Source organism: Cedecea sp. P7760 (genome assembly GCF_013386425.1).
GTDB lineage: Bacteria > Pseudomonadota > Gammaproteobacteria > Enterobacterales > Enterobacteriaceae > Cedecea > Cedecea selenatireducens.
Genome location: NZ_JACARU010000123.1, coordinates 1 through 300 on the forward strand (window position 1 = coordinate 1; position 300 = coordinate 300).

The following is a 300-nucleotide window of genomic DNA, read 5'->3' on the forward strand; positions in this document are numbered from 1 at the left end:
GTGCCGAAGAACTCGCCGCTCAAGAGCGTGGCCGATCTCAAGGGCAAGCGCGTTGCCTTCAACAAGGGCTCGAACGTGCATTACCTGCTGGTGAAGCTGCTGGAAAAGGCCAACGTGCCTTACAGCGATATCCAGCCTGTGTACCTCACGCCCGCCGATGCGCGTGCCGCCTTCGAGCGCGGCGCCATCGACGCCTGGGTGATCTGGGATCCGTTCTTTGCCGCGGCCGAACAGCAGCTGGGCGCGCGCGTGCTGGCCGACGGCACGGGCGTGGTCAACAACTCGCAGTACTTCCTGGCG

1 protein-coding gene is annotated in these 300 nt (G+C 64.7%); it reads left to right on the top strand.

Features of this window, described 5'->3' with window-relative positions:
* Nucleotides 1-300 (top strand): ABC transporter substrate-binding protein (locus HX778_RS24950; protein ID WP_176983360.1); only part of this gene is annotated, 300 nt, incomplete at both ends.